The organism is Sphingomicrobium sediminis (assembly GCF_023805295.1).
GTDB classification, from domain to species: Bacteria; Pseudomonadota; Alphaproteobacteria; order Sphingomonadales; family Sphingomonadaceae; genus Sphingomicrobium; species Sphingomicrobium sediminis.
Map to the genome: position 1 here is coordinate 1,438,837 of NZ_JAMSHT010000001.1, position 19,682 is coordinate 1,458,518.

The 19,682-nt window shown below is 61.6% G+C and carries 18 protein-coding genes and 1 tRNA gene; 10 read left to right on the forward strand and 9 right to left on the reverse strand.

The window, feature by feature from the left end; translation table 11 throughout:
• The first annotated feature begins 10 nt into the window (after window positions 1-10).
• Window positions 11-709, forward strand: coding sequence for a phosphate regulon transcriptional regulator PhoB (phoB, locus tag NDO55_RS07500; RefSeq protein ID WP_252113915.1), 699 nt, complete (start codon window positions 11-13; stop codon window positions 707-709).
• Between the two features lie 2 nt (window positions 710-711).
• Window positions 712-1,059 (forward strand): DUF2200 domain-containing protein, encoded by a 348-nt coding sequence (locus tag NDO55_RS07505; RefSeq protein WP_252113917.1) that lies wholly within the window; start codon window positions 712-714, stop codon window positions 1,057-1,059.
• On the opposite strand, the gene NDO55_RS07510 is transcribed toward NDO55_RS07505, so the two are convergent.
• On the reverse strand, window positions 1,056-1,580 hold the full coding sequence (locus NDO55_RS07510; RefSeq protein WP_252113919.1) for an ester cyclase: 525 nt from the start codon (window positions 1,578-1,580) through the stop codon (window positions 1,056-1,058). The genes NDO55_RS07505 and NDO55_RS07510 overlap by 4 nt on opposite strands.
• A gap of 91 nt (window positions 1,581-1,671) precedes the next feature.
• Here NDO55_RS07510 and rlmB point away from each other — a divergent pair, with 91 nt between their 5' ends.
• The gene (gene rlmB, locus NDO55_RS07515) at window positions 1,672-2,424 is read left to right on the forward strand and encodes a 23S rRNA (guanosine(2251)-2'-O)-methyltransferase RlmB (protein ID WP_252113921.1); all 753 of its coding nucleotides are present in this window, start codon (window positions 1,672-1,674) and stop codon (window positions 2,422-2,424) included.
• Complete coding sequence (locus NDO55_RS07520) at window positions 2,424-3,041, forward strand: DNA-3-methyladenine glycosylase family protein (RefSeq protein ID WP_252113923.1); 618 nt, start codon at window positions 2,424-2,426, stop codon at window positions 3,039-3,041. Before rlmB ends, NDO55_RS07520 begins: the two co-directional genes overlap by 1 nt.
• On the opposite strand, the gene NDO55_RS07525 is transcribed toward NDO55_RS07520, so the two are convergent.
• From NDO55_RS07525 to NDO55_RS07545, 5 genes are all read right to left on the reverse strand, one after another.
• Window positions 3,038-4,252, reverse strand: coding sequence for a hypothetical protein (locus NDO55_RS07525; RefSeq protein ID WP_252113925.1), 1,215 nt, complete (start codon window positions 4,250-4,252; stop codon window positions 3,038-3,040). The two genes, NDO55_RS07520 and NDO55_RS07525, sit on opposite strands and share 4 nt — an antisense overlap.
• Before the next feature lie 56 nt (window positions 4,253-4,308).
• Entirely contained in the window at window positions 4,309-5,004 is a 696-nt protein-coding gene (locus NDO55_RS07530) for a pirin family protein (protein WP_252113927.1), read from the reverse strand.
• 76 nt (window positions 5,005-5,080) lie between these two features.
• On the reverse strand, window positions 5,081-5,605 hold the full coding sequence (locus tag NDO55_RS07535) for a gamma carbonic anhydrase family protein (RefSeq protein ID WP_252113929.1): 525 nt from the start codon (window positions 5,603-5,605) through the stop codon (window positions 5,081-5,083).
• A 33-nt stretch (window positions 5,606-5,638) separates the two neighbouring features.
• Window positions 5,639-7,438 carry an ATP-binding protein gene (locus NDO55_RS07540; RefSeq protein ID WP_252113931.1) on the reverse strand — a complete coding sequence of 600 codons (1,800 nt, stop codon included), beginning with the start codon at window positions 7,436-7,438 and terminating at the stop codon, window positions 5,639-5,641.
• 248 nt (window positions 7,439-7,686) lie between these two features.
• Window positions 7,687-10,641, reverse strand: coding sequence for a DNA methyltransferase family protein (locus NDO55_RS07545; RefSeq protein ID WP_252113933.1), 2,955 nt, complete (start codon window positions 10,639-10,641; stop codon window positions 7,687-7,689).
• 272 nt (window positions 10,642-10,913) lie between these two features.
• Between NDO55_RS07545 and NDO55_RS07550 the strand changes: the two genes are divergently transcribed.
• Window positions 10,914-11,594: a recombinase family protein gene (locus NDO55_RS07550; protein WP_252113935.1), complete on the forward strand. Its 681-nt coding sequence runs from the start codon at window positions 10,914-10,916 to the stop codon at window positions 11,592-11,594.
• On the opposite strand, the gene NDO55_RS07555 is transcribed toward NDO55_RS07550, so the two are convergent.
• The 3 genes from NDO55_RS07555 to NDO55_RS07565 all read right to left on the reverse strand — a co-directional run bounded on the left by NDO55_RS07555 (window position 11,591) and on the right by NDO55_RS07565 (window position 14,506).
• Window positions 11,591-12,448, reverse strand: a complete 858-nt coding sequence (locus NDO55_RS07555) for a ParB/RepB/Spo0J family partition protein (RefSeq protein ID WP_252113937.1) — start codon at window positions 12,446-12,448, stop codon at window positions 11,591-11,593. The two genes, NDO55_RS07550 and NDO55_RS07555, sit on opposite strands and share 4 nt — an antisense overlap.
• 151 nt (window positions 12,449-12,599) lie before the next feature.
• Window positions 12,600-14,309, reverse strand: coding sequence for a site-specific integrase (locus tag NDO55_RS07560; RefSeq protein ID WP_252113939.1), 1,710 nt, complete (start codon window positions 14,307-14,309; stop codon window positions 12,600-12,602).
• A 110-nt stretch (window positions 14,310-14,419) separates the two neighbouring features.
• Window positions 14,420-14,506 (reverse strand) — tRNA-Leu (locus NDO55_RS07565).
• Between the two features lie 164 nt (window positions 14,507-14,670).
• On the opposite strand from NDO55_RS07565, the gene NDO55_RS07570 reads away from it, so the two are divergent.
• The 5 genes from NDO55_RS07570 (at window position 14,671) to NDO55_RS07590 (ending at window position 19,665) form a co-directional block, all read left to right on the forward strand.
• On the forward strand, window positions 14,671-14,988 hold the full coding sequence (locus NDO55_RS07570) for a PilZ domain-containing protein (protein WP_252113941.1): 318 nt from the start codon (window positions 14,671-14,673) through the stop codon (window positions 14,986-14,988).
• 77 nt (window positions 14,989-15,065) lie between these two features.
• Complete coding sequence (locus NDO55_RS07575) at window positions 15,066-16,406, forward strand: MFS transporter (RefSeq protein WP_252113942.1); 1,341 nt, start codon at window positions 15,066-15,068, stop codon at window positions 16,404-16,406.
• Window positions 16,407-16,426: 20 nt separating this feature from the next.
• Complete coding sequence (locus NDO55_RS07580) at window positions 16,427-17,764, forward strand: MFS transporter (RefSeq protein ID WP_252113944.1); 1,338 nt, start codon at window positions 16,427-16,429, stop codon at window positions 17,762-17,764.
• A 117-nt stretch (window positions 17,765-17,881) separates the two neighbouring features.
• On the forward strand, window positions 17,882-18,829 hold the full coding sequence (locus NDO55_RS07585; protein ID WP_252113946.1) for a complex I NDUFA9 subunit family protein: 948 nt from the start codon (window positions 17,882-17,884) through the stop codon (window positions 18,827-18,829).
• 8 nt (window positions 18,830-18,837) lie between these two features.
• The gene (locus NDO55_RS07590) at window positions 18,838-19,665 is read left to right on the forward strand and encodes an undecaprenyl-diphosphate phosphatase (protein WP_252113948.1); all 828 of its coding nucleotides are present in this window, start codon (window positions 18,838-18,840) and stop codon (window positions 19,663-19,665) included.
• Window positions 19,666-19,682: the final 17 nt, after the last annotated feature.

Genomic DNA, 19,682 nt, shown 5'->3' on the forward strand with positions numbered 1-19,682 from the left:
GTCGAAGCGCATGTCGGACAAGAAGCTATTGCTGGTTGAAGATGATCGCGCACTGGCCGATCTCGTCACCTATCATTTCGATCGGGCCGGCTACGACGTCACCCGCACCGGCGATGGCGAAGAGGCGCTGATCCTCGCCGAGGAAATCACCCCCGACCTTATCCTCCTCGACTGGATGATCGAGGGTATTAGCGGCATCGAGGTTTGCCGCCGCCTGCGCCGCCGCCAGAATACCGCCAACCTCCCGATCATCATGCTGACCGCGCGCGGCGAAGAGGATGATCGCATCCGCGGCCTCGAAACCGGCGCCGACGATTACATCACCAAGCCGTTCAGCCCCAAGGAACTGGTCGCGCGTGCTGGCGCCGTGCTGCGCCGCGTCCGCCCCGCGCTTGCCGCCGAACAGCTCGAATATGCCGGTATCGAGATGGACCTCGCCGCGCACCGCGTCCGCCGCGACGGCGAGCCGATCCAGGTCGGCCCAACCGAATATCGCCTGCTCCGCCACTTCCTCGAAAATCCCGGCCGCGTCTTTTCGCGCCAGCAATTGCTCGAGACCGTCTGGCCGCATAGCGAGGATATCGAACTGCGCACCGTCGACGTCCACATCCGTCGCCTGCGCATTGCCTTGAACGAACATGGCGGCCCCGACCTGATCCGCACCGTCCGCGCCGCAGGCTATGCACTGGACGCCGAAGGCGCGCGCTAGTCATGCCGCGCAAGACCATCGGCGAGTATGAATTCGCGATGATCTACCCGATGTATCTCCAGAAGGTGGAGAAGAAGGGGCGCACCAAGGATGAATTGGATACGGTCACCAAGTGGCTGACCGGCTATGACGATGCCGGCCTCGCCGACCAGATCGAGCGCAAGACGACGTTTGCGCAATTCTTCGAAGAAACCCCGCAGCTTCATCCCAATGTCGGCGAGATCAACGGCGTCGTCTGCGGCAAGCGTGTCGAGGACATCGAGGATCCATTGGAACAGAAGGTCCGCTGGCTCGACAAGCTCGTCGACGAACTGGCCCGCGGCAAGAAGCTCGAAAGTATCCTGCGCTAGGCGTCATGCCGTTCCGGCGGTCGCGGTAGTTCGACGTCGTGGCGGTGGTTCCAGATCTCGACGATCTTTCCCTCTTCGTTGAAGCGGAAGACGTTGATAATCGCGACCCGCTCGAACGGCTGCATGCCCATCGCCTGGCCCTGTTCGGAAATATCGGACAGGCTGAGCCACCAGCGGTTGGCCACCATGTCACCCTCGGCAATCTGGTAATCCATCTCGCCGGTCATGGTCCCCATGCCGTGGAAGAAATCGGCGATATTCTTCTGCTCGATCGCCTGCTCGGTCACATTCTTGCGCTCGCCAAGGTCATGCACGACATATTCGTCGGCGACATAGTCGGCGTAGACCGACGTATTGTTGGAGAACCAGAGATTCTCGTAAAATTCGCGCGCGAGCCGCTTGTTGCGCTCAGTCGTATCGGTCGCCGCCACATCGGCGCCGGCATCGCCGCTCTCGGCAGTTTGCGTGCATCCGACGACCATCAGGCCGGCGGCAACAAGGCTGAAAATTGCTGTTCTCATGGATAAGCCCCCCATTCCATTCGAGAATTGATGAGGATTCCCGTTGCGCGCGCACTTGTAAAGCCCGCGCCAGCGCCGCATGAGGCGGGCCATGGCACGCAAACGTAAAGGCAAGCGCGGGGATAACCCCAATCGGCCCCGCTTCTGGGGCAAGCATGCAGTCGCCGCTGCTCTGGACAATCCCGACCGCACGGTCCTCAAGGCCTGGACCACGCAGGAAATGGCCAATTACATGAACTTCCCGAGCGAAGTGCAGGTGGTCCGCGCCGAGGTCACCGACCTTGCCCGCCTCGTCCCGCACGATGCGCCGCACCAGGGCGTCGTGATCGAATGCGAGCCATTGGAAGATATCTGGCTGGGCGACGTGCTCGCCGAGGCGGACGAGAAATCGACCATCCTCGTGCTCGACCAGGTCACCGACCCGCACAATGTCGGCGCGATCCTGCGCTCGGCCGCGGCCTTCGACGTCGCCGCCATCGTCACGCAGGACCGCCACGCCCCGCCCGAAGGCGGCGCGCTGGCCAAGGCCGCATCGGGCGCGCTGGAGACCGTGCCGTGGGTGCGCGTCGTCAATCTCGCCCGTGCACTGGATGAAATGGCCGAGGCCGGTTTCTGGCGTATCGGGCTGGCGGGCGAAGCCGACACCACGCTGGCCGAGGCGCTGGGCCCCAAGCGGGTCGCGCTGGTGCTGGGCGCCGAAGGCCCAGGCATGCGCGCCAATGTGCGCGATCATTGCGACGCGCTCGCCAAGCTGCCGATCAGCGAGCGCATGGAAAGCCTCAACGTCTCCAACGCCGCCGCCATCAGCCTCTACGCGGCGAGCATTGCAGGACGCGGGGCCTGATGGTCGCGACGCAGGCCAGTCTCGACGCCTGTGTCGATGCGCTGTGCGGACTCGAGCCGGCTTTCGCGCGCGCCATCGAGACCTATGGCCGCCCCGAGCCGCGCCTCCGGCCCACGGGTCATGTTACCCTGATGCGGACGATCGTGGGACAGCAGGTCAGCGTCGCTGCAGCCTCGTCCATGTGGAACAAGCTCGAAAATGCCTATGGCGCCGATCCGGACCTTGCTGCGATCCGCGCCGCCGACGATGCAACGCTGCGCGAGGCCGGGCTGTCGCGCCAGAAAGCCGGCTACATGCGCAGCCTCTGCGGGATGGTGGAAGATGGCGAGGTCAATTTCGACCACCTCCCCAAGGATGACGAAGAAGCAATTGCCGAACTCACGAAGATCAAGGGCATTGGCCGCTGGTCAGCCGAAATCTACTTGCTGTTCAGCGAGGGGCGACAGGACGTCTTTCCTGCCGGCGACCTTGCCGTGCAGGTGCAATTGGGCCGGCTGCTGGAGCGCGAGGAGCGCCCGCCCGAAAAACTGGTGCGCGAATGGGCCGAGCCATGGTCGCCGCATCGCGGGAGCGCCGCGATCCTCGCCTGGCATACCTACAATAACGAACCGCTCTAGATTTCCTTGAGCGTCGCGTCGCGGAATTGGCGCGAACCGAGATCGACACGGATCGGCGCCAGCTTGCCGTCGGCACCGCCTTCGCGTCCGATCATGTAGGCGAACGTGCCCGCAGCGACGGGCACGGCGCTCTCGGCATTGGCAGCACGGCGGAGCGTGAAGGCCAGGATCGGCATGATGATCTTGCGATCGCCAACCTGCGCGATGCGCGATTGGGCGAGCGGGACCGAGACGCGGCCCTGCAGCATGACATCCTCCATCGGCGCGAGGCGCTCGATCGCCGGGTCGCCCTTGCCGATATCGGGATGCGCTTCGAATTGGGCGATCATTTCCTGCTGGTCGGGACCGGCGGGCAGGATGGCGGTGTCGACACGAATGTCGCGCGCGCCCGCACCGCCCACATTGGCGACGAGCAGGCGATATTCGACCCAGAAATTCTCGCCGTCGACGACTGCGACATTGAGCCGCGCCTTGGCCTCGAGCTCGGGCTTCAGTCCGCTAGCAACGATGCCGCCGACAGGTGCCGCCGGTTCGGGAGCCGGTGCCGGTGCCGGTTCGGGCGCAGGCGCCGGTGCGGGCTCCGGCTCGGGCGCGACGTCGCGCTCCATCACCATCTCGCCGCCACCGGCCAGCGCAGCGCGGGTGCGCGAGCGGCGACGGATCGCCACGAACGCGCCGAAGACCAGGATGACGGGCAGGATCGCCAGCAACCACCAGCCGACGCCCATTGCGCCCGTATCGGCATCGAGATCGGCCGGGTCGAACGGCTGCGGGTCGAAACCTTCGACCTCAAGATCGGGATCGACAGTGTCCTCAAGACCCTCGAGCGGCGGCAGCGTGATTTCGCGCTGCGGTGCGGGCGCGGGGGCCGTCGGCTGCGCCTCGACCGGTGCAGGCGCGCTCTGCGCGGGCGGCGGGGCCTGGCGGGTCGGCAGCTGGGTTGGCGGCGGTGTCGTTTCCGCTGGCGGTGGCGTGGTGTCCGGCTGGGTCTGCGGCTGTTGCGGCTGCTGCTGGCGCGGCTGCGCAGGCGCATTGGGGTCGAGCGAGAAATCGCGCAGGCTGTCGGGCCCGATCACATCGCCGCGATCCTGCGGCTGGGCAGGCGCAGGCGCGACGACGTTGCCCGTCTCCTGCGCGGCAGCAGTGGCGGGAAGCAGGGCAAGAACGAGGGCCGCGAGCAGGGCCCGGACAGAGAGATTCAACCGGTACATGATGCGGGCTGGACTAACGTCTTTGCCCGCATATGCAAGCGGTTAGCGATGCATCGTCACGCCGCGTCGACCAGCACCAGTTCGACATCCTCATCGAGTGCCTCAATGGTCAGTTGGCCCTCATCCTTGATGGCGATGCCATCGCGGCCCTGGGCGTCCTTGCCGTTGATGCGGATCGGCGCCGACGGGACGAGGTAGAGATAGCGACCGGGCTTGCTCTCGTACGTCAGGCTATTGCCGGCCTTCAACGTCGCGCCGAGCACCTCGCCATCGGCATGGAAGGTCAACGCGCCATCGTCGGGATCGCCGCTGGCCAGCACCTGGAAGGCGCCGTCGCGTTCGTCCTTGGGAAACGGCATCTGCCCCCAGCCCGGCTCGACGCCCGGCTTGGCGGTCTCGATCCAGATCTGGAACAAGGTCGTCTGCTCGTCCTCAAGGTTATACTCGGCATGCATGACGCCGCGCCCGGCGCTCATGACCTGGACATCGCCCGCACCGGTGCGGCCCTTGTTGCCCATCGAATCCTCATGGGTGATCGCGCCTTTGCGGACATAGGTGATGATTTCCATGTCGCGATGCGGATGCGGCGGGAAGCCCGACTGCGCGGCGATCTCGTCGTCGTTCCACACACGAATGGGGCCCCAGTTCATGCGCTGCGGGTCATGGTAGTTGGCAAAGCTGAAATGGTGACGGGCATTGAGCCAGCCATGGTTCGCATGGCCCAATGTGGCGAAGGGTCGGATATCAATCATGACCCTGAAATGCGTAAGGGTCTCAAGGGGTTCAAGAAGCGGCGATGTAAGCGAGGTTCCGTTTTGTGACCCGGTATCAGTCCTGTGCCTTGAGGCCCGTCGCGTATTGCACAGCTTTTTTGGCGTAGAGTTTGGCCGAGGCGCGGAGCATCTCGATGACATTGTCGTCCAGCGTCCGTATCGCCTTGGCGGGTGCGCCGACGATCAGGCTGCGGGGCGGGAATTCCTTCTTTTCGGTCACCAATGCGCCCGCGCCGACGATCGACTGCGCGCCAATCTTAGCATGGTTGAGGATGCGCGCGCCCATGCCGACCAGCACTTCATCCTCGATCGTGCAGCCATGCAGGATGGCCTGGTGCCCGATCGTGCAGCGCGAACCGATGGTAAGCGGTGCATCGGGATCCGAATGGCCGATCGCGCCATCCTGAAAGTTGGTGTCCTCGCCAAGAATAATCGGCGTATTGTCAGCGCGGATGACGGCGCCAAACCAGACGCTGGCGCGCTTGGCCAACCGCACATCGCCGATGAGGTCGGCCGATGGCGCGGCCCAGGCGCCCTCGTCGAGCGTCGGCTCAAGGTCATCCAAGGCGTATAATGTCATGGCCGCGACGATAGGCACTCGCCGCGCCGCTGCCTAGACCGCAGCGCGCACCTCCTCGACCGGATCGCCGCCAGCATGCCGCGGCATCCACTTGGCGAGCATCGCCTGCATATCCTCCAGTCGCACCGGCTTGGTGAGATGATCCTGCATGCCGGCAGCGAGGCAGGCATCGATATCTTCACGGAAGGCGTTGGCGGTCAGCGCAACGATGGGCAGGCGTTCGGCATCATAGCCGATCGCGCGCAGGTTCCGCGTTGCCTCCAGCCCGTCCATTTCGGGCATCTGCAGGTCCATGAGGATGAGATCGTGCAAGTGGCCGGTCTCGCGCGCCAGCTCGATCTTCTCGACCGCCTCGCGGCCATTCTCGGCAATATCGCTTTCGAGGCCCAGGCGCTCGCACATCGCTTTGGACAGCATCTGGTTGACCTCATTGTCTTCGGCGATGAGGACGCGTCCCTTGCCGGGGCTGGACGCGCGCCGCGCCTCCGCCATGTCTTCCAGCTTGCGGACCGCGACTTCCTTGATCGGCAGGCGGATGGTGAAGGTGGACCCGACGCCGAGTTCGCTTTCGACCTCGAGCGATCCGTCCATCAGTTCGGCGAGGTTGCGACTGATCGAAAGGCCAAGGCCCGATCCTCCAAACTTGCGCGCCGTCGTTGCATCGGCCTGGCCGAAGCTCTGGAAGACCATCTCGCGTTTCGCCTTGCCGATCCCAATCCCGCTGTCGATGACATCGATGACCAGTTCGCGCGCGCCGTCGCCCAGCTCGACATGCGCGTTCATCACCACCCCTCCCTCGTCGGTAAACTTCACCGCATTGCCGAGCAGGTTGAGCAGGATCTGGCGAAAGCGCAGCCGGTCCCCGGCGATCAGCTGCGGCACGTCATCGGCCACCTCGACCGTAATCGATATGCCCTTCGCTTCCGCCGCAGCACGCATGATGTCGGCGCAATCCTCCAGCTTGGCGCGGATATCGACCGGTTCTACGGCCAGTTCGAGGCTGCCCGCTTCAATCTTGGAGATATCGAGAATGTCGTTCAGCAGCTGCAGCATCGAGCGGCCACTGTCGCTGATGAGCTGGACATAGCGGCGCTGCCTCTCAGACAAAGGCTCGGCGAGCAGCAGGTCGGTAAAGCCGATGACCCCATTCATCGGCGTGCGGATTTCATGGCTCATATTGGCAAGGAAGCGGCTTTTGGCCGAGGTCGCATGCTTCGCCGCCTTCAGAGCCCGGCGCAGCGCATCCTCGCGCTGCAACTCCTCGGTCCGGTCCCAGAAGACACCGAACAGGCCGATGGCGTGTCCCTTCTCGTCCTGTTCGACCTTGGCGACAGATTCGACCGTGCGGATCTCGCCATCCTCTCGCACGAGCCTTGCCGTGAAGCGATAGCCCTCGCCCGTGCGCGCCGCATGGTCGACGGCGTCCGTGACGATGTGACGATCGTCGGGATGGAAGAATTCGATCGCCTTGGACATTTCGGGCTTGCAGCCGGCGGGCACGCCATGGATGCGGCAGGTTTCGTCGGACCAGTAGAGCTCTTCCGATTCCAGATCGATCCTCCAATGCCCGACATGCGCGGTCGCCTCGGTCATCAGGAGCAAGCGATTGGATTCTTCCAATTCTTCCAGCGCGACACGGCGCTGCTCGGACTGGCGCGACAGGTTGCGATTCTGCTGGCGCGTCATCTTCCAGATGCGCGCATCGTTGATGACGAGGATCGCGAGCAGCACGACGAAGCAAGCCGTAGCCACCATGCCGAACCCGGCCAGCCGGGCCGTGAGATAGATGCACGCCACCGCCGCGATGGTGACAAGATTGGCTCTGCGCGACACGAATTTCCTCCCATGCGATCGGCACGGAAGCATTCTGCCGCAATCAGCCTGAATCAAATCTCGCTAATTGGTCCGTTTCGGAACCAATTGGGCACGCGCCAGCACGGCGCAAGATGCTGTCATATAGGAAAAATGGTGCCCAGGAGAGGACTGGCGCCAATTGATGATTTTTCCCTAAAATCGCGACTTTTCTGCAAGCTCCAACGCCAGTTTTGTAGCGCCTGTTTGTAAGGTATGCGAGCCTGTTATTACCGTCCGCCGTGAATCGACGGCTCGTCACCCATCTTTTGCCGAAGAAGGTCCATTGGACCGTTGGCAACGAAAAGAGCGGCTGGCCAACCGAAGACCTCTGTGAAAAATGCTTCGTCGAGTGCCGCACGAACTTGGTCATTCGCTATTTCGTGAAGAGGCTGTAACTCTTTGCTTTGGAAGTTTTTGAAGACTTCCGCAGCCTTATCGAGTTGCTTGTCGGAGAGGGAAGTAAGGTCGAGCACTGGCAAATCTTCGAGTGCGTTTTTCCCAATGCTACCTCGACCCGCTTGCTGCTTGTTCGCATGCCACCAATACATGAGACTGCCGACAGAAGTGTTACCCCAGAGAGCGAGCACCTTCTCTCGCTTTTCGTCGCCGACTTTGATGGAGAGCCAAGCTCGCCCACCAATCGCCTTGCGATTTGAGAACTGCATGCCGGTCGATTGGGAGTTGAAGCGCCAATCGCGGTTAAAGTGGGCGTGGGAGGCAGTAGCCTGCAAAGCGGTGACCTTGCGAGAGATGAGATCGACTTCGTCTGAGTCTTTCCCGACCTTCACTTCGCCTTCTGCTTCCGCCTCAAATACGATGGTCCGCTCACGATCTGCCTCGTGCGCCCAAAGGATAGGATAGGTTGGACTTCCAGATGCCGAGACTACCTTGAAGGGCCCTCGGACGGTACCGCCGGCCCCCGATGCGTTGACGTCCATATGATATGGCCCAATCGCCGCGATTTGACCGACAGTGGACATCGGAAGACTCTGCGCCGCGTTTCTTGAAGGCATCCCCGGCAGCCATGCCATCCCATGGACCGCGATTTGATGAGCCGTTTGAGCCAGCGCGAGGTCTCTAATGCGAGCGACATTCCAGTGACCAGTGTCATTGATGGGGACGTCCAGCGCATATCCCACCAGGTCGTTTCCAAAAGAAATGCGAGTGCCACCCAGCGGACCGTCTTCAAGCTTACGAACTGCACCATTGTCGTGGAGGTTCGCAATTTGCTCAGCGAGCGACCACCCAAGCATTGGGAAATCGGGCCGCTCGAAAAGGACGACGAATAGGGCCCTTCCTTTGCGTCCTTTGCCTTTTCTGGCTGTCAGCAAACACTCGGCCATTCCCGTGTCCGCTGAGAATGACATCTCGTCATCATCGGCACCCGCAATTGTGCAGACAATCAAATCGCCAAATTTCTCGCGAACAATCTTCCGAGACGCTTCCCAAGCATCGCCTGCGAGAAGGCTCATGGGCATAACAAGGCCCAATGTGCCGTCCTTCGACAGCTTGCAATCGGCCAGCGCGAGGAAGGCCGACGCCTCACCCGCATTTCCATGGTAAGACGTACCCTCAGCCAGCTTCTTCATGGCCGACCCCATTCGACGTTGTTCTTCCTTAGTAGAACTAAATGCAGCAAACATCGGATTGGGGACGCCGACCTTGTCGCCTTCATGACCTGTGGGTCTGGTGAACGGCGGATTCATTAGAACGAGATGAAATGCGTCGTGGGGCAAAGCCGCCCACATTTCCTTTTCTTTCTCGCCGAGACCTTCTGCTGCCTTTGCGGTAATATTGAGAACGCCCAAGGTCCTCTGAGGATTCAGCAAGTCGAGCGAGCCGAGTGCAACGCTCTTGTCAGGCTGCAGACCGTAAGGAACTGTAAGAATGTGGCTTTGGTCAAACTTCACGGTCGGGTGTGCGCCTGCAAGCATAGAAGCCGTGAGGTGGGATGCGGCCGGAAGCACGTCACATCCGACGATAACATCAGCCATCATATGCGGATGGAGGCTTGCGGCTTCACCACCGGCAAACTCAATGAGCTGACTCATCCGCTGATAGGCAGCAGAGAGGAGCGTGCCGGTTCCGCACGCAAAATCGGCAACCCTCATTTTCTGCAGCTCGTCTTCGTCAGACCAATCGGAGCCCATAGGCGTCTGCTTTGGACGAAGCGTTAGACCCGCAAGCAAAGCGGCCGCTGCAGGGGTCGTGTAATACGCGGCGAGGAATTTCCTATCAGTGATGAGTTTCTGGAAGATGGCCCCTGTTAGGTCATGGGACCGCATCATTTGGTTCTGCAGCAAGCGTTCAGCAGTCTCCGCCATTATCTCAAGAATTGGCTGTGTTCGTCCGGCCGGAATATGGGTCAGAACACGACATGCAATATCGAAGATAGGCCAATAGTTGACCTTTAGGATGCGTCGCCATTGCTTCAAGACATGGGATTTTGTGAACTGGTTATTTGCGCGCAATTCATCGACTGAAAGCACACTGCCCAATTTCCCAGAGCCACCAGCAAGGGTCTCGTGAAAAACAAAAGCGTTGGCCAACATGGTTGCGGCCATCCTACGCGTTTGGTCCTCGTCCTGCTGACGCAGATCGCTGGCGATAGCTTCCGTTGACTTCGGGTTGTCGGTCGAGAGTTCGTTAAGAAGAGCGGCAGCTTGCTGAACGCCCAAGACGAGCTGTTCCGCAGCATCTTCGATGACCTTAGGCGGGACGGCCGCCGATTGTGCGTAGCGAGAAATATCCTCTATACTGCATCGCAACCAACCGTCGCGTGGCCATCGCTCACAATCGGTTGGAGATTCCCCGGTAAAGAGGCACAATTCAAATTCGGTCTCGGCCCGAATGGATGCTCGGAGCGGCTTGCCCGCAAGCATTCGATAGGATTTCGGCAAGCGTAGCGCGATAGCAGATAAAACCACCCTTCCGGTCGACCTCAGAGTCTGCCCGAGGCGAGACTTTGCCTCAACCTCAACTGTCGTCGCGGGCAAGACTTCAGTTTCGATTACGACCGGTGAAGTATGCGGTTCGCAAACCAAGATGTCCGGTCGCTGGTTGTTGCCAGAAAAGGCACCCGTGTTCTCAGAGGCAACAACGCCGTCTGCATCCCAAGCCGCTCTAGTTTCCCTGAGAATGTTCGCAATCGCGTCATTCAACGTATGTTCGGTAGTACCCACGCAAACTCCCCCGTTCGGCGCCGATAGGGATAGCCAGCAAGACGCCCACCAGCCACCCCTATTTTAAACGGATGGCGAGCACAGCCCAAGAAGGACCAACCAACAACAGCACCTAAGGAGCTTTAACCCTATTTTTGAATCGCCTGCATGAACAAGAACAGAGTCTCTCAAAATGGCAAGAATGGGACCCGTATTGGCCCTTCCGTCCCTGTTCACTTATGCGTATTACTTGGCCTAATGGTGGTTAGTCAATTTTATACAAGGGAAGCGGCATGCAGGTTGTCAGTTACATACGCGTTTCGACGGCGGCGCAGGGGCGGTCCGGCTTAGGATTAGAGGCGCAACGAGAGGCGGTTCAACGGTTCTGCGCGAGCCGGGGCTGCAACGTTTTGGGTGAGTATGTTGAGGTTGAGACTGGGAAGCGCGACGACCGCCCAGAGCTCGCAAAGGCCCTCCACCACGCGAAGGTGACGAATGCGACACTCGTAGTTGCGAAGCTCGACAGGCTATCCCGGAATGCGGCTTTCCTGCTCCAGCTACGAGATAGCGGCGCGAAGCTCGTGGCCGCCGACAATCCCGATGTGAACGACATGACTGTCGGCATCCTCGCTGTCATCGCTCAGGCGGAGCGCGAGGCCATCTCGCAGCGCACGTCTGCAGCTCTCCAAGCCGCCAAGCGACGCGGTGTTAAATTGGGCAACCCCAATGGTGCTCGAGCTCTACGCCGCGCCAACAAGGGCAACAAAGCAGCTCTAAATGAAATCAAGCGGTCGGCGGACGAACACGCAGCGGATGTTCTGCCCGTTATCGAAGCGATGCGCTCGGAAGGCCATCACTCGCTGCGGGCGATGGCTGACGGCCTAAACGAGCGAAGCATCAGGACTGCGAGGGGCGGACGTTGGCATCCCGCGACTGTCCGCAACCTGTTAGCGCGGTCGAAGGCCGCTTCCTAAATGTTCAACTCCTTGGAGAGCCGCTCAAATTCCTTGTGGTCCGCGATGGCCGCTTCAAGTTCAATCACAATGCCAGGTCGAGCGGACTCCATCGCCTCAAGCAAGTCCTTAGCAGCCAAGCGCTGCGTCAAGATGGGAGCGAGCTTCTTCGAGAGACGCCGTAGGCGCTTCTGACGTGCATCGGGAGACGTTTCGTCCGCATTCCCTTCGAGCCTACCGAGCTCCCAGCGTGCTCCACGCCAACTCATTCCGAGCAGCGCCGCTTCGTCGTACCCAGACGCGGACAGCTTGTTCGCAACTGCCCGCATGTTGCCGATACTCCGCTCCGACACTCCGCATGTCTCGTGAAGCTCGCGCTTGCTCAACTCCAAGCCTTGCGCGACGGTAATACGCCAAGCGTTATCCTGCTTGTCGTCTTTACTCATCGGGAGCTTGTCCTTGATGTTCCTTTTGGAGCTCTCGGCCATTGCCCACTTGATGCGGTCCAAACCTTCCTTATCGCAGTCGAGAACTTCGACAGGAATCGCACCAGAAAAGTTTGCTTCGCGATAGGCGGCAAGCCGGTGATGCCCATCAAGAAGGACATAGCGCGGACCAAAAGACACCACCGTCATCGGGTCCAGCCTACCTCCTCCGGAAACGACTTTGGCCATCTCGGTGATATGGCTGCGAGAGGCGCCATAGCGCATGACCAAGCTATCTCCGCGCGGCTGGAAGTGCGCGGGGGCGACGAGCACATCCGAAGCCAAGATTTCTGAGGAGGCGTTGGGTTTTCCGCCCTCCTTCTCGAGCTTCAGGAGCGATTCACGCTCGTCTTCAATTTCAAACCTATTAGGTCTTTCAATGTCCGCCATTCGACACACCTATGCACGCTGCACAGGCCTTTTGCCCGGCAGATATATTCGTATTTTTAGTTTCATCGAGAAACTGACTGATTCTCGCGGATAAGGCGACGTCAAACACCGTCGTCGCGCTGGCTGAGTATGCCCTCCACGAGCACCACGTTCAAGCCTTAGACCAAGGCATGATGCTCTCCGGAAGCCAAGCAAAGTCGAGCTTGTCAATTTCCAAACCCAACGGTTCGCGGTCACCATAGACAGCGTTCATACGTCCAGAGGGCGCATGGCCTTGGATGTACTCCTGAGCATCCTGCGGGACGTGCGCCTTGCGCGCTTCCGTCGTCCAAAGGTGCCTGAAGCCGCGTGCTGGCTGACGGCAAATCGGCTCGATGCCGTGGCTTTTCAGGTAATCGCGCCAAGGAGCCGTGAAGCTGTCAAAAAGAAGGTCGCGCTTCCCTTTCGTGCGCAGCGAGGGAAACAAGGCGACCTCGCCATGCGCCTTTAGCCAATCGATGTAGTCACTCAGGCCGAGGCGGATGAGAAACTGGGGCAGCGGGAATCGTCGCGCGCCGTGCCCTGAGGCCTCGGTTTTCAAGCGCCTACTTGCCTCATGCGGATGGTCGCCATTGGCCGAAATCTCAAGCCACATCCTGCCATCGTGAAAGCGCAAGTCGTCCACGACGAGCTGCGCAATCTCCTCGGGGCGCGCTCCGGTTGCAAGCAACAGCAAGGGCAAGAAATAGCCCGCTTCTCCCCTCAGGTTGCGCGGACGCTCGCCATCACGAAAGACCGGCGTCTGAAAGATGGCGATAGCTTCATCGCGCGTGAGCCCCTTAACAGCCTTTCTCTTCGCCTGCTTAGGGAGGCTGTGCTTTGCGAAGGGGTTGGAGGCTCCTTCCGGCAACCGCCCGCTCGAAAGCATGCGGTTCCAAATGGCCGAGAGCGAGCCAACGTGTTGAGCGACGGTTTTCGCTGCCAGCGTCGGCCCGCCGGCCACCTTAGCCTTCGCCGCAATGGCGGACAGCGACGCTTTGCTGTTCGCCTTCTTCCACTGTTTGGGAAGCAACCGCAGCACGTCGATAAACTCGGTCACCATGAGACGCGTGATGGCGGTCGGCGGAATGTCACCATTTTCCCGCTCCCAAAGCTGAAGAGCCGCTCGCAGCGCCTGGAGCGTGCTCTCACCGCGCTCCTTAGTGACACGCTGAGCTTCTTCCCGGGCAAGTGTAACAAACCCGATAGCCGGACTAGCACCTAAGCGCGCTTCGGACTGCCTCAGCCCACGCGATGCCTCTTCGGGAACGGAGGGAGCAAGAGGAGTGGGAACGATGGCACCATTTAAGCGAGCTTGCGCGATGCTGGCTGCTTCGCATCTTGCTTCGGCCAGACGGCGACACAAGTGAGCAAACGAAGTGCTGGCCGGGTCAACGACCAATCCAGCCTGCGTGGCCAGCCGCAAGGCATCATCGCGAAAGTGACGAATAATTTCGTTGGAACTCGCGTCCTCCACGTAGTCCGAAAAACCGATGGAATCGGCCTCTATCTTTTCATCCGAAAGTGTGCCGTCTGCTCGTGCTGCGTCGTTGTCCCTGAGCCATTCGATTTTGAAGACCTCGGCGGCCCACTCCACAACCTCATGAGAGAGCTCATCATACTCGCCAGCCGACGCGCGTTTCGCCATTCCAACAATTCGGTCGTATTCGGCCATCAGGTCGCTGTAGCGCTCCATGAAGGCGGGGTCCGTGGGTTTGGCAAAGCCAAAGGTTCTGACAAACTCGGAAGCGCCAATAAGCGGCTGAAGACGTTTCGGATATGCGCGCCTGAATTGGAGCCGCCCTGTTTTTAACTTTGCGATGTAGCGCACGACCATACCCATAGAACCAACTCCGGCTGGACGCATTTGTAGCGTCTTTTGTAGCGTCGGAGCGACAAACGAAGGGCTGATTACCGAGAATATCTCGCCGCAACAAGACGTTACGGCTGTAGTGGTGCCCAGGAGAGGACTCGAACCTCCACGGGATTACTCCCGCCGCCACCTGAAGACGGTGCGTCTACCAATTCCGCCACCTGGGCACAGGCATGGATTGCCGGTAGGCCGCGCGCTCTATTCGCGAGAGGGCGCCCCTGTCAACGGGAAAGTCACGCGCGCCCGCAGTTCCGGAACCTATTTAACTGGTTTTTAACAGGATTTTGCCAATGTCTCAGGCGAACAGAAGCATGTGCCGGAGAATCAGGCGATGAATGCACGGACGAACATGGAATCGACCCGCCGCGAGGAACGCGTGGCGCTCGAGGGCGAGGTGCGCTCGCGCCACCCGGGATCGAAGGCCTATCCGACGACGATTCGCAACCTCTCGCCGGGCGGTTGCTGCGTCGACTTGTCCTACAGCCCCAAGCATGGCGAGCGCCTGTGGGTTACCCTGCCCGGCCTGCAGCCGATCGAGGCGCAGGTCTGCTGGAATGACGGCTGGACTGCCGGCTGTGCGTTCACGACGCCGCTCTATCCCGCGGTCTTCGACACGATCCGCCAACGCATGGAAGAGACCAAGCGCTAAGCTGCTGGCCAGCTTGCACTTATTGACATTCTGACGCAGGCTCTCGCCTTCCTTCACGGGGGTGGGAGACATTTTGCATGATCTTGGCTGAGAGCAAGCCGCTGCGGCTGACCATGATGTCGGCCTTCTATTTCACGCAAGGTGTACCCAACGGCCTCTTCCTCGTCGCCATCCCGGCGTGGATCGTATCGAACGGCGGCACTGCAGTGGAAACCGCGCAGGTCGTCTCCTCCTACATGTTCTTCTGGATCTGGAAGTTCCTCACCGCTCTGGTGATGGACCGCTATACCTTCCTGCCCATGGGCCGCCGGCGTGCCTGGATCATCACCGCACAGACCGTGCTGGTCGGCGCGCTGCTGCTGAGCGCGTTCATTTCGCCCCCCTCGTCCGACATCGCTCTGCTGTCCGCCGTCGCGCTGGCCTGCGGCTTCGGGGCCTCGACGCAGGACGTCGGCATTGACGGGCTGGCGGTCGACATTCTCGAAGAGGATGAGCGCTCTATCGCGGCCGGGCTCATGTATGGCTCCGGCATGGTCGGCATGGCGGCGTCCAGCTTCGCCGCCGGGCGTATCATTGCCGCGCAAGGGGTTTCAGCGGCCTTCTTTACAGGCGCGGCCGTGGTCGGCGCGGTGCTGCTCATGGGGCTGCTTCTCAAGGAGCGCGAGGGCGAACGGCGTTTCCCCTGGTCCAAGGGCAACGCCCATCCGCGCAACCTCGAAATCAAACTCGGCGCCTGGTGGCCACTCCTGCGCAACAGCGTGCGCGCCATCCTAAAGCCGGTGAGCATCCTGTTCGTCATCGCCTTCATGATCAGCTCGATGCCGAGCGGGGTCGCCGAGACTTTCCACCCCGTGCTCGGTCAGGAAATCGCCGGTTGGGAGCTCACCACCTATACCGACCGTGTCTCGATGTTCGGGTTGGGGGCCGGTGTCTTTGCTATGACCATCGGTGGCTGGATCGTCGGCAAGACCGGCGAACCCCGTGCCTTCCGCGTGCTGTTCGCGGCCCTCGCAATCGCCTGCTTCGCCTTCGCCCTCGTGCCCGACCAGTGGACCGACAGCCGCCTCGTCATCGCCATCCTCATCGCTTTCCCGTTCGCGACCACGATGATCACGGTTGCGGCCATTCCGATGGGGATGCGCCTTTGCGATCCCAGCGTCGCGGCGACGCAATATACCGTCTACATGGCGCTTTCGAACTTCGGCCGCCCGCTGGGTGCGGGTCTCGCCGCCGGCATCACTGCCTCCTACGCGCCGCAATATCTCTATTTCGCGCTGGGCGGCATCCTGCTGGTCGCCTGCATCATCGCGGTCTTCACCAAGCTGCCGCTTGTCTCGGTCGCGTCGGTTAAAGCCGTCGAGGCGCAAACGCCGCAGGTCGAGGACGAGCCAGTCCCCGAAATCCCCGCCACCGCCTGAACCAAGCCAAAGGAACCCGCATGATCCTCGCCCAGAACAAGTTGCTGCGTCTCGCGACCGTCTTCCTTTTCTATTTCACGCAGGGAGTGCCGATCGGGCTCTTTTTCTTCGCGGTCCCGGCATGGCTGGGCGCCAATGGCGGCAGCGTCGACGAAGTCGCTTCGGTGGTCGCTGCAGCCTCGCTCCCCTGGACGCTGAAATTCGTCAACGGCTTCCTGATGGACCGTTACACCTATCTCGCCATGGGCCGCCGCCGGGCATGGATCATCGGCGCGCAGTTCCTCATGGTCGCGATCCTCCTGCTTGGCGCGGCGCTGCAGCCCGGTGCCGACCAAGTGCAGCTCCTCATCGCGCTCGCCTTCGCCGCCAACGCGGCCGTCACCTTCCAGGATGTCGGCATCGACGGCCTAGCGGTCGATATCATGGAGGAAGACGAACGCTCCTTCGCCGCCGGCATCATGTTCGGGGCGCAGATGCTCGGCATGAGCTTCTCGACCTGGATGAACGGGCGCCTGATGGAAGATATGGGCGTTGCCGCCGGCTACATGGCTTCGGGCGCCGTGGTCGCGATCGTCTTGTTCTACGGCATCATCATCCGCGAGCGCGAGGGCGAGAAGCTGCTCCCTTGGACCGCGGGCGATGAGCATCCGCGCAACCGCGCCATCCAGGTCGAGGCGTGGTGGCCGCTCATCCGCGACAGCCTCAAGGCCATGCTCGCGCCCCTGAGCATCGTCCTGCTCGTTCTGCTGCTCATGCGCGCAGTGCCGCTCGGCATCTCGGAAAGCATCTTCCCGGTGCTCGGCCCCGAGCTCGCCGGTTGGGAAGCCTCGCAATATACCGACATCATCGCCGCCGCGCAGTTCGCTGCGGGCCTCATCGCCCTGGTGCTGGGCGGACTTGCCGTGCGCATCATCGGGGCACAGCGCAGTGCGATGATCCTTTTCGCGCTGACCGCGGCCTATGCACTGACCTTCGCGCTGTCGCCCGATCGCTGGTCCGATGGCGGTTTCGTGAGCGCCTATTTGTGGGTCGAGGCGATCGTGTCGACCCTGGTCGCCGTCGCCACCATCCCGCTGGCGATGCGCCTGTGCCAGCCGCAGGTCGCGGCGACGCAGTTCACGCTCTACATGACCACCGCCAATTTCGGCCGTCCGCTGGGCGCCGCGATTGCCGGGGCGACGGTCGGTGCGGAAGTCGCCGGGACCACCCTGCCATTCTACATCGTCGGCACGCTCTTCAGCATCGGCGTGATCATCATGCTGGTGGTCAAATTCCCGACGCGCGCGCCGCAGGCCGAGGAAGCGGTCGAGCAGGGCGTCATCGTCGAGCCGGGCGAACCGCTCCCCGATCCACGCTGAGGGCCGCCTGAAAAGAGGGAACGTTACCGACCTAAAACGCGCTTGTCGGATAGGCGCCCTCTCGCCTAGGGAGGGCGCAACATTTCCTAGCGTGATCCGACAAGAGGCGATTTACCCGTGTCCGACCCCAACAGCCCCAAACTCGTCACCCTTTTCGGCGGCGGCGGATTCATCGGCCGCTATGCCAGCGAAGCGCTGCTGAAGCGCGGTGCGCAGCTGCGCATTGCCGAGCGCAACCCTAAGAGCGCGCATACGCTCCAACCTTTGTCCAAGGTCGGCCAGATCCAGCTGATGCCCGCCAACGTGACCAAGGATAAGTCGGTCGAGGCTGCGGTCGAGGGCGCCGATGCGGTCGTCTACCTGGTCGGCACGTTCGATACGGAAAAGCAGAAGGCGCTGCATGTCGATGCGCCGCGCCGCGTCGCCGAGGCTGCGGCCAAAGCCGGGGTGAAGGCCTTCGTCCATATCAGCGCGCTGCGCGCCGGCGAGATGGGCGACAGCAATTATTCGAACACCAAGAAGGCCGGCGAAGAGGCGGTGTGGGAAGCCTTTCCCAATGCCACCATGCTGCGCCCGAGCGTCGTCTTCGGCCCCGAAGACGAGTTCACCAACCGCTTTGCCGGGATGATGAGACTGCCGATGACGCCGGTGCTCGCGCCGCAGACGAAATTCCAGCCGGTGTTCGTGCGCGATCTGGGCGAGGCCATCGCCAAGGCCGCGCTCGACCCCGACACTTATGGCGGCGACGGTTGGGACATTGCCGGTCCCGACGTCATGACCATGATGGAATTGAACGAGAAGATTGCCGAGCTGTCGGGCCAGGAGCCCAACCTTGCCGCCTTCCCGCGCATTGCCGGCGACTTCATCTCCAGCTTCGGCTTCCTGCCCGGCGCGCCGATGACCAAGGATCAGTGGAAGATGCTCGCCCATGACAGCATCGCCCACGCCGATTGTCGCGGCCTCAAGGCCTTCGACATCACGCCGACCCCGATGGATGCGGTCGCCGGCGACTGGCTGATCCGCTATCGCAAGGGCGGACGCTTCGGCACTGGCCGGCACGGCTAGCCGAACCCATGTCGACCACGCTCCTCGTCATCATCCTCGGCATCGTCGAGGGCCTCACCGAATATCTGCCCGTCTCCTCGACCGGGCACCTCATCCTCGCGACCGAATTGCTCGGTTTTTCGGCAGAGGAATGGGCAGTCTTCAACATTGCTATCCAGCCGGGCGCGATTCTCGCGGTCGTCGTCCTCTACTGGAAGACCTTCTGGGGCGTGCTCAAGGGCCTGTTCGAAGGCTCGAAGGGCGCATGGGACTTTACCCGCAACCTGCTCGTCGCCTTCTTCCCGGCGGTGCTGCTGGGCCTCCTCTTCGGTGACCAGATCGACGATCTGCTGGCCAATGCGGTGGTCGTCGCCTGGGCGCTGATTATCGGCGGCATCGGCATCCTGCTCGTGGAAAAGCTCGCCAATCCGCCGGCGCGGCCGGACATGCCAGAAGACCAGGTCGGCGGTGCCGTCGCGACGATGAGCTTCAAGAAATCTCTGACCGTCGGCCTCGTCCAATGCCTTGCCATGATCCCCGGCGTGTCGCGTTCCGGCGCGACCATCATGGGCGCGATGGCGCTCGGCATCGACCGCAAGACCGCCGCAGAGTTCAGCTTCTTCCTTGCCGTCCCGACCCTGTCGGGCGCGACCGTCTATTCGTTGTTCAAGGCGCGCGACGAACTGGTCGCCGACGATCTGGGCATGATCGGCCTAGGCGCTTTGGTCAGCTTCGTCGTCGCTTATGCGGTTGTTAAGGCCTTCATCGCCATCGTGACCAAAATCGGCTTTGCGCCTTTTGCATGGTATCGTATTGTCGTCGGGATTGCCGCGCTGTTCTGGCTCGGCGCCATCTAAGTTTTTGTTCGTGGGGG